Here is a 7,828-nt window from a genome sequence, read left to right as displayed (position 1 = left end):
CCCCCCCCCCCCCCCCCCCCCCCCCCCCCCCCCCCCGCCAGCCTGGCTTACATGCGCTGCGGCGCCGAGACGCCGATGACGGCCAGCCCGTTGCGCAGCACCTGGCGGGTGGCGGCCAGCATCGCCAGGCGCGCCAGCTTGACCGCCTCGTCATCCACCAGCACGCGGTCGGAGTTGTAGAAGGCGTGGAAATCGCCCGCCAGGTCCCGCAGGTAGAAAGCGACCGCATGCGGCGCCAGTTCACCCGCCGCTGCCGCCAGCATGTCCGGGAAATCGGCCAGGCGCTGGCCCAGCGCAAGCGCCTGCGGGGTAGCGTCGGCACCGGTCACGGGGGCCAGGTCGGTGCCGGCCAGGGCAGGCAGCTTGGCCTCCCAGTCCGCGCCGCCCCAGGATTCGAAGATCGAGCAGATGCGGGCATGGGCGTACTGCACGTAATACACCGGGTTCTCGTCGTTCTGCTTGAGGGCCAGGTCGACGTCGAAGATGAATTCCGTATCGGCCTTGCGCGACAGCAGGAAAAAGCGCACGGCGTCGCGCCCGCGGGTGAAGTGCTCGGGCCAGTCGGCCACGCCGGCTTCCAGGCAGCCGCGGATGGTCTCGCCGCCTTCCGCGCCGTTACTCCACTCGATCAGGTCGCGCACGGTCACGTAGGAACCGGCGCGCTTGGAGATCTTGACCTCCTCGCCGTTCTTCATGACGGTGACCATCTTGTGCAGGATGTAGTCGGGGTAGCCTTTGGGGATGCCGATGTCCAGCCCCTGCAGGCCGGCGCGCACGCGGGCGATGGTGCCGTGGTGGTCGCTGCCCTGCACGTTGATGACCTTGGTGAAACCGCGCTCCCACTTGCTGGTGTGGTAGGCCACGTCCGGCACGAAGTAGGTATAGGTGCCGTCGGTCTTGCGCATGACGCGGTCCTTGTCGTCGCCTTCGTCGGTGGTGCGCAGCCACAGGGCGCCTTCGTTCTCGTAGGTCTTGCCCTTGGCCACCAGCGACTGCACCGCGGCTTCGACGCGGCCGTCGCTGTACAGCGAGGACTCCAGGTAGTAGCGGTCGAACTTGACGCCGAAGGCGCGCAGGTCGATGTCCTGCTCGTTGCGCAGGTAGGCCACGGCAAACTTGCGGATCGACTCGATGTCTTCCACGTTGCCGGAGGCCGTCACGGCGTCGCCGTCGGAGGCGCGCACGGTCTTGCCGGCCAGGAAATCGGCAGCGATGTCGGCAATGTAGTCGCCGTTGTAGGCCGACTCCGGCCACGCGGCATCGCCCGGCTTGAAGCCGCGGGCGCGCGCCTGCACCGATACGGCCAGGGTCTGGATCTGCACGCCGGCGTCGTTGTAGTAGAACTCGCGATGCACGGCAAAGCCTTGCCAGTCCAGCAGGTTGGCCAGCGCGTCGCCCAGCGCCGCCTGGCGGCCGTGGCCAACGTGCAGCGGGCCGGTCGGGTTGGCGGAGACGAACTCGACCAGCACCTTGCCGTGCACGCCCTGTGCCTTGGCGCCGTAGCGGTCGCCCTGCTCCAGCACCGCGCGCAGCACATCGGCCTTGGCGGCCGGCGTCAGGCGCAGGTTGATAAAGCCGGGGCCGGCGATGTCCAGGCTGGCCACCAGCCCGGCGGTACGCGCGTCGGCCTTGACTGCGTCGACGATCTGCTGGGCCAGCTCCCGCGGGTTGCGCTTGAGCGCGCGGGCAACCTGCATGGCGAGGTTGCAGGCCAGGTCGCCGTGGGCGGCGACCTTAGGACGCTCGAAGACGGCGTCGGGCAGGGCGGCGTCGGCCGGGGCGATTGCGCGCACCGCGTCATTGAACGCAGCGGCAAGATTGGTGGTCTGAACTGGCAGCATGGATGTCGTGGCCCTGAGGCGGTTGTCTGGTGCCGTCGCGGCGGTTCTGCCGCGGCGGCACCGCCGCGGGCGGCATGTGGAGGCCGCGCCGCGTGGCAGGCAATGAATTGCAGAACGCGGAATTTTATCAGGTGCTATGCTGACATCATGCAGCAAGCCCAAAACCGGCTGTCGCGAGTCCTTTGGCCGGTTCCGGGACAAGCCGCGCGGCCATGGTTTTCGCCCATGTACTTCGCTGTACGCCAAGGAAAGGAAATATCATGCTGATCACCTTCAAATCCCACGCGTCGCAGGACCTCATCATGATGAGAGACCTTGCCGTGACGCTCCTGGGGATTATCGGCAAGCACCTGGGGGAGCGCGGGGTGATCACCATCGAGGAACTGCCACGCTGCATCCATATACTGGAAGCCGCCGTGACGGATGCCAAGAAGGTGCACCCGGCCGTTTCGTCGGTCCATCCCGGCAAGACTGACGATGACATCGAGGAAGAGCCCCTGCACCTGGGCCAGCGCGCCTACCCCTTCCTCGACATGCTGCGCGCATCCCAACGCGAGAGCACCGAGGTGATGTGGGGGGTGTAGGCAGTGCGCCGAATCCCCGTACGCTCGTAGATTAACGACAAGGTAGCCGGTGCCAGCCGGCCACCTTGTCTACCCTTGCGCTCGCCGCTTCTTGTCCCCGCTTCTTGGCCCCGCGTCCGGCCCCACCCGCTCTCCTTTTCCTGCCTTCTCGCGCTTCCGGCAAAAAAATGCCCAGCCGCTGATGCGGGCCGGGCATGCCGGATCAGGGAGGGGATCCGGAAGGGGGAAGAATCGTGCTACGGAATACTGCCCAAGCGGCGTATGCGATGCATGCGCCGCATACGGCACTGCCAGGCTGGCCGCAATGCCTCGGTCAGTCGTTGCGGCTGCGGCTATTCGCTGCCATCAGCAAGCCGACGAAAGCGCCTGCCGCCGCCGCGATACTGATCGCTTTCAACGGCGACGCCGCCACGCGCCGCTGCACGCCGTCCACGGCGTAGTCCACACGTTCGCGTGCACGGCTCGCAAGGTGGTCGCGCAAGGCGCGCGTACGGTCCTGCAGCCGTCGTCCGGCCTGCACCGCCTCGGACGAGCCTTCGCGCCCCAGCACTTCCATGGTTTGCTCGAGCTGGGCAATCAGCCGGTTGACCTCGCCGGCCACGGGTCCTGCGGCTTCGCGGGCGGCGCCGCGCGTATCGCGCGCGGCATGCCGGATCTGGCGCACCGTGCTTTCGGCGCTGTCAGCCAGGTGATTCACTTCTTTGCGGATCTTTGGATTGTTGGTCAGCATTGGCTTATCTCCGTTTGGCCTGATGACGCGATGCGATGCGGTTCGTGCTGTCTGCCGGGAAATCGTGAAGGTGGGATCTGCATGCGCAGTGCGCGGCCTTCGCTGCCATCGCGAAAGCCGCGCCAGCCCCCCCTTAGCGCCTGACCAGGCTGATCACGAACGTCACCAGCGCAACCACCAGGAAGATGAAGAACAGGATCTTGGCGATTTCGACCGCCCCTGCCGCGATGCCCCCAAAGCCGAATATCGCGGCGATCAGGGCGATGACAAAAAATACGAGTGCGTAGTGCAACATGGTGATGGCTCCCTAAATGGATTGGGCTGCCGCGCCAGCAGCCGTGCGCTTGGCAAGTGACAGCGGCTGGCGATTGCGGTTGCGGTTGGCTACTTCACCGCCTTGAAGACGGTCACGCCCAGGACAAGGAACAGCACGAACAGCACCAGGAAGATGAAGAACAGGATCTTGGCAATGCCGGCCGCACCGGCAGCAATACCTGTGAACCCCAGCAAGCCGGCGACCACGGAAACCACTGCAAAAATCAGCGCCCACTTCAGCATTGACGTGCTCCCTCTCACTTTCCTGGCTGGCTTGACGCGGGGTGCGCAAGCTCATGGAACCATGGTAGAAATCAGATCTCCGGCCAGACACCGCAGCCGCACCGATTCGCTTGTCAGCCAATTCCTACAGCCCAAGCGCCGGCGCGGGCTCGCGGGCAGCACCGGCGACGCGGCGGGTTGACCGCAGACCGTCGATGTGCTTCCATCGTCGCAGGCAAGGTGCAGGCAAGGCGCGGGAAACGCCGCGCCGGCCAAGCGCCCGACATCGGGAAACGAACATGTTCAAGCAGTCACTGTTGCGCTCGACCTTGCTTCTGGCGGGCGGCATCGTGCTTACCGTGGTGGTGCTGATCGCCTCGGAGGCGGGCAACATCCGCTTGCACCAGGGCTATACGCAAGTCATCCAGTCGCAGCAGGTACAGGGCCAGATCACCTCCCTGCTCGGCGAGCTGGTCACCGCCGAAGCCGGCCAGCGCGGCTTCCTGCTGACCGGCAAGGAAAGCTACCTCCAGCCGTACTACCAGGCCGTGCCGCGCATCAATGCGCTGATGAGCGCGCTGCGCAACCGCTACGCGGACGACCCGGAGGCGCTCAAGCTGTTCATCGAGGCCTCCACCGCCGTCAGCCGCAAGCTCACCGAGATGGACCTGACACTGATCTACGGCAAGCGCGACGTGGAAGTGGCGCTCGACCTGATGCGCACGGACTTCGGCAAGCAGACGATGGACAACGCGCGGCGCGGGCTGGAGGCCTTGCTGCAGCGCGAGGCCAAATCGGTGTCGCAGAGCCTGGAGTACGCCGACCGCGACCTTGCGCTGTCGCGCTACGGCATCGGCCTGCTGACCGCCATCAATATCGTGCTGCTGATTGTGGTGGGCTTGCAGCATTCGCGCCGCATGGCGGTATCGGAAGCCGCACGCAGCGAGCTGGAAGAAGAAAGCGCGCGCCTGGACAGCATGGTGCGCTCGCGCACACGCCAGCTCTCGGCGCTGGCATCCCACCTGCAGCGCGTGACCGAGGACGAGAAGACGCGGCTGGCGCGCGAGCTGCACGACGAGCTGGGCGCCATCCTGACCGCCACCAAGCTGGATATGCATTGGGTGCGCCGCCGCATCCAGGACGCCCACCCGGATGTGGCGGAAAAGCTCACCCGCGTGATGCTGCATGTGGACCAGGGGATCCAGATCAAGCGGCGCCTGATCGAGGACCTGCGGCCCACCGTGCTGCTCAACCTGGGCCTGAAGGAGGCCATCGGCCAGCTGGTGGAGGAAGTGGCCGCGCGCAACCAGTGGGAGGCGGATGTGCAGCTGGCAGATGCGGTGCCGCCGCTGCGCGACGATGCTGCCATCGCCCTTTACCGCATCGTGCAGGAGTCGCTCACCAACGCCAGCAAGTACGCCGAAGCACGACGCGTGTCCATCCAGCTCGATTGCGCCGACGGTGTGCTCGAGCTGGCAATCAGCGACAACGGGCGCGGGCTGCCGGCGGACTTCGAATCGCGGCGCTCGGTGGGACACCATGGCCTGCTGGGGATGGAGCAGCGCGTGATCGCCCTGGGCGGCACGCTTGAGCTCCAGTCGGAGCCCGGTGCCGGCGTCACCATCCGGGTGGTGGTGCCGCTCACCGATGCCATCGTGGCGCCGCCGCGCGACGATGAGGACGAGCTTGACGGCATGGGGGAACCCGGCGAGCCGCCGCAGGATGCGCCCACCGGCACGCCGCCGGCCAACTAGCCGGCCAGCCAAGCGGTGAGGAATGGAAAAGGGGCTCCGCGCAGCCCCTTTTCCATTCCTCTTATCCGCTTCCGCCTGTCTGGCCGCCGCGCGCACGGCACGGCGCCTTACATCTTCTGCTTGACGCTCTCGGCGGCGCCTTGCACCTTCTCGCCGCCCTTCTCGATGTCCTTACCCGCGCCGGCCATCGTGTTGCAACCGGTCACCAGGACCACACCTGCCAGGGCGCACAGCGCCATCAGCTTTCTCATGATTCTCTCCTTGCTTCAGGTTGACGCGGCATGGCCGCAGGTGGAACTGCCGGTACTGACAATACGGTAGATACGGTCAATACAGTCGATACGCATTCAGCCATCTGCCCGCGCGTACTCCTCGATCACCCGGAACACCTGCTCGAGTTCGAGCGACTTGTCAAAGAAATAGTCCGCGCCGGCCTCGGCGCACTGCCGCCGGTATGTAGGCACCTGGGCATGATTGGTGTACACGATCCGGATACCCGACAGCTCGGTTTTCTGCAAGGCGCGCAGCACGTTGATCCCGTTGCCCTGCCGCAACTGCAGGTCGACGATGACGACCTCGTACTTGCCCGCCTCGCAGAGGCGCAGCGCCGAGCTTTCGGTATCCGCCCAATCCACGACTTCGATAAACGGAAATGCGTTCAGGTATTCAAGCAACATACCCCGCAGTACCGCTGAGTCCTCGATTAGCAGGACCCGCAGTGCGCGATACGAGGGGGCCGCAGCTTGATCCAACATGACTTCATGGTAGCAACAGAGTATGGAGAGAGACCATCGGCGTCCGTCCTACAGCGGCGTCAGGCGAACGCGGCAGTATGCCGTGGAATGCGCTTTGCCTTTGCGGCGCCTACTCCACCAGACCGTTCTTGATCGCGTAGTAGGTCAGGTCGGCATTGGTCTTCATGCCCATCTTTTCCAGGATGCGCGAGCGATAGGTGCTGACCGTCTTGACGCTCAGGAACAACTCCTCGGCGATCACCGAGACCGACTGCCCGCGCGAGAGCTTGCAGAAGATCTGGAACTCGCGCTTGGACAAGGTCTGGTGCAGCGGCTGGTTGGTGGGCTTGTCCAGCCCGCCGATAAGCAGGTCCGCCACGTTTGCGCTGACATAGCGCCGGCCCTGGGCCACGGTGCGGATGGCCTTGACGAGATCGTCGGGCGCGCTTTCCTTGGTCAAGTAGCCGGATGCGCCCGCGCGGATCAGGTTGATGGCGTACTGGTCTTCCGGGTAGGTGGAGAGGATCAGCACCGGCAGGTCGGGATGGCGCTGGCGCAGCAGCTTGAGCACGTCGATGCCGTTACGGTCGGGCATCGAGATATCGAGCACCACCACATCGAACTCGAGCTCACGCAGCCGTGTCATGACTTCGTCGCCGCTGGCCGCCTCGCCCTCTACCCGGATATCGGGCTCGTCGGAAATAAACTGCCGCAGGCCGGCGCGCACGATCTGGTGATCGTCGGCGATCAGAACACGAATCATGATGTCTCCCCGGGGCATGGATGCACCAGCGCTCAGGAGCGGCCGGGCTAATGCATTGTAGTGCTTGCAAAACCGCCCGACTGTCGGTCTAGGACTGACAAGCTCCCAGTTGTCCGCGCCAACGAAAAAGGGACGGGGTGAGCCCGTCCCTGTGTCGAAAAAACCTTGGCTTCGCTTCAAGTGGCCCCTAGCTAAGCCACCCCTCTCCCCCTGAGGGGAGAGGGAGAGACAGCCGTCGTCATGGCGAACGGCTTTGGCCCGCTCGGCGGCTGCGGCAAACGCCTCAGGTTTGTCGGCACGCTTGCCGTTTATTGGCTTACTGGACCTTGGCCGCGGCGCCGGTGTCGGCGGCGGCGCTGGTGTCGGTCGCGGCCTCGCCCTTCTTGGCCTTGGCGTGGCTGCTGTGCTTCTTGGTCTTGGCGGTGGACTTGGCGTGCGTGTCGGCTGCGGCATCGGCCTTGGCGTCCACGCCCTTGTCGGCGCTGGCCGAAGCGCCCAGGCCAGCCTTCACACCTGCGCTGGCGGCTGCGCCCTTGTCTGCGGGCGCGCTGACTGCGGGCGCCGCCATGGCGCCAGTGGCGCCAGCCTTCGCATCAATGCCGGTTCCTTGCGCCATGGCCAGCGAGGATGCGGCAGCGATCGAGAGAGCGGAAAGGGAGATCAGCAGTTTGTTCATGGAGAGGCTCCTAGCAGTTTGCGCCGCCGCGAAACATTCGCTGCGGTGTTCACTTGATGTGAGCCCTCAGTCTAAGGATGCAAACCCGCGCGGTCTGTTAGGAGATGTAATGCCTTGTAAGGAGTAGTGAAGAACTGACAAAGGCACATGGATGCGCTCAAAGAGGCTTTTCCCTGCTTGCCCAATGGCTTGCGCTTGGGGGGGGGGGG

Annotated in this window: 10 protein-coding genes; 2 read left to right on the top strand and 8 right to left on the bottom strand. The window is 65.3% G+C overall.

What is annotated here, in order from left to right; genetic code table 11:
- Positions 1–47: 47 nt before the first annotated feature.
- A complete protein-coding gene (gene argS / locus AC1RWI_RS32460) occupies positions 48–1,841 on the bottom strand; it encodes an arginine--tRNA ligase (protein WP_492870389.1) in 1,794 nt (597 codons plus the stop codon).
- Between the two features lie 260 nt (positions 1,842–2,101).
- Here argS and AC1RWI_RS32455 point away from each other — a divergent pair, with 260 nt between their 5' ends.
- The gene (locus tag AC1RWI_RS32455; protein WP_043342900.1) at positions 2,102–2,425 is read left to right on the top strand and encodes a DUF1840 domain-containing protein; all 324 of its coding nucleotides are present in this window, start codon (positions 2,102–2,104) and stop codon (positions 2,423–2,425) included.
- A gap of 313 nt (positions 2,426–2,738) precedes the next feature.
- Here the strand turns inward: AC1RWI_RS32455 and AC1RWI_RS32450 are convergent, their stop codons facing one another.
- From AC1RWI_RS32450 to AC1RWI_RS32440, 3 genes are all read right to left on the bottom strand, one after another.
- Complete coding sequence (locus tag AC1RWI_RS32450) at positions 2,739–3,155, bottom strand: glycine zipper domain-containing protein (RefSeq protein ID WP_043342896.1); 417 nt, start codon at positions 3,153–3,155, stop codon at positions 2,739–2,741.
- Positions 3,156–3,288: 133 nt separating this feature from the next.
- Positions 3,289–3,450: a DUF1328 domain-containing protein gene (locus AC1RWI_RS32445; protein ID WP_043342893.1), complete on the bottom strand. Its 162-nt coding sequence runs from the start codon at positions 3,448–3,450 to the stop codon at positions 3,289–3,291.
- Positions 3,451–3,539: 89 nt separating this feature from the next.
- On the bottom strand, positions 3,540–3,713 hold the full coding sequence (locus AC1RWI_RS32440) for a DUF1328 family protein (RefSeq protein ID WP_035859073.1): 174 nt from the start codon (positions 3,711–3,713) through the stop codon (positions 3,540–3,542).
- Positions 3,714–3,991: 278 nt separating this feature from the next.
- Here AC1RWI_RS32440 and AC1RWI_RS32435 point away from each other — a divergent pair, with 278 nt between their 5' ends.
- Entirely contained in the window at positions 3,992–5,446 is a 1,455-nt protein-coding gene (locus AC1RWI_RS32435) for a CHASE3 domain-containing protein (protein ID WP_492870387.1), read from the top strand.
- A gap of 107 nt (positions 5,447–5,553) precedes the next feature.
- Here AC1RWI_RS32435 and AC1RWI_RS32430 read toward each other — a convergent pair whose 3' ends face one another.
- The 4 genes from AC1RWI_RS32430 to AC1RWI_RS32415 form a co-directional block, all read right to left on the bottom strand.
- The gene (locus tag AC1RWI_RS32430; RefSeq protein ID WP_043342884.1) at positions 5,554–5,697 is read right to left on the bottom strand and encodes an entericidin A/B family lipoprotein; all 144 of its coding nucleotides are present in this window, start codon (positions 5,695–5,697) and stop codon (positions 5,554–5,556) included.
- A 96-nt stretch (positions 5,698–5,793) separates the two neighbouring features.
- Positions 5,794–6,201 (bottom strand): response regulator, encoded by a 408-nt coding sequence (locus AC1RWI_RS32425; RefSeq protein ID WP_043342881.1) that lies wholly within the window; start codon positions 6,199–6,201, stop codon positions 5,794–5,796.
- A 109-nt stretch (positions 6,202–6,310) separates the two neighbouring features.
- The gene (locus AC1RWI_RS32420) at positions 6,311–6,943 is read right to left on the bottom strand and encodes a response regulator (protein WP_043342877.1); all 633 of its coding nucleotides are present in this window, start codon (positions 6,941–6,943) and stop codon (positions 6,311–6,313) included.
- Between the two features lie 316 nt (positions 6,944–7,259).
- Positions 7,260–7,619: a hypothetical protein gene (locus AC1RWI_RS32415; protein ID WP_043342875.1), complete on the bottom strand. Its 360-nt coding sequence runs from the start codon at positions 7,617–7,619 to the stop codon at positions 7,260–7,262.
- Positions 7,620–7,828: the final 209 nt, after the last annotated feature.

The sequence above is a fragment of the Cupriavidus sp. MPR-AND1C genome (assembly GCF_058809705.1).
This window is presented reverse-complemented; position numbering and strand designations above follow the sequence as displayed.

Coding starts and splice junctions, on each gene's coding strand:
- argS (WP_492870389.1), bottom strand. CDS start 1,841: ATGCTGCCAGTTCAGACCACCAATCTTGCCGCTGCGTTCAATGACGCG.
- AC1RWI_RS32455 (WP_043342900.1), top strand. CDS start 2,102: ATGCTGATCACCTTCAAATCCCACGCGTCGCAGGACCTCATCATGATG.
- AC1RWI_RS32450 (WP_043342896.1), bottom strand. CDS start 3,155: ATGCTGACCAACAATCCAAAGATCCGCAAAGAAGTGAATCACCTGGCT.
- AC1RWI_RS32445 (WP_043342893.1), bottom strand. CDS start 3,450: ATGTTGCACTACGCACTCGTATTTTTTGTCATCGCCCTGATCGCCGCG.
- AC1RWI_RS32440 (WP_035859073.1), bottom strand. CDS start 3,713: ATGCTGAAGTGGGCGCTGATTTTTGCAGTGGTTTCCGTGGTCGCCGGC.
- AC1RWI_RS32435 (WP_492870387.1), top strand. CDS start 3,992: ATGTTCAAGCAGTCACTGTTGCGCTCGACCTTGCTTCTGGCGGGCGGC.
- AC1RWI_RS32430 (WP_043342884.1), bottom strand. CDS start 5,697: ATGAGAAAGCTGATGGCGCTGTGCGCCCTGGCAGGTGTGGTCCTGGTG.
- AC1RWI_RS32425 (WP_043342881.1), bottom strand. CDS start 6,201: ATGTTGGATCAAGCTGCGGCCCCCTCGTATCGCGCACTGCGGGTCCTG.
- AC1RWI_RS32420 (WP_043342877.1), bottom strand. CDS start 6,943: ATGATTCGTGTTCTGATCGCCGACGATCACCAGATCGTGCGCGCCGGC.
- AC1RWI_RS32415 (WP_043342875.1), bottom strand. CDS start 7,619: ATGAACAAACTGCTGATCTCCCTTTCCGCTCTCTCGATCGCTGCCGCA.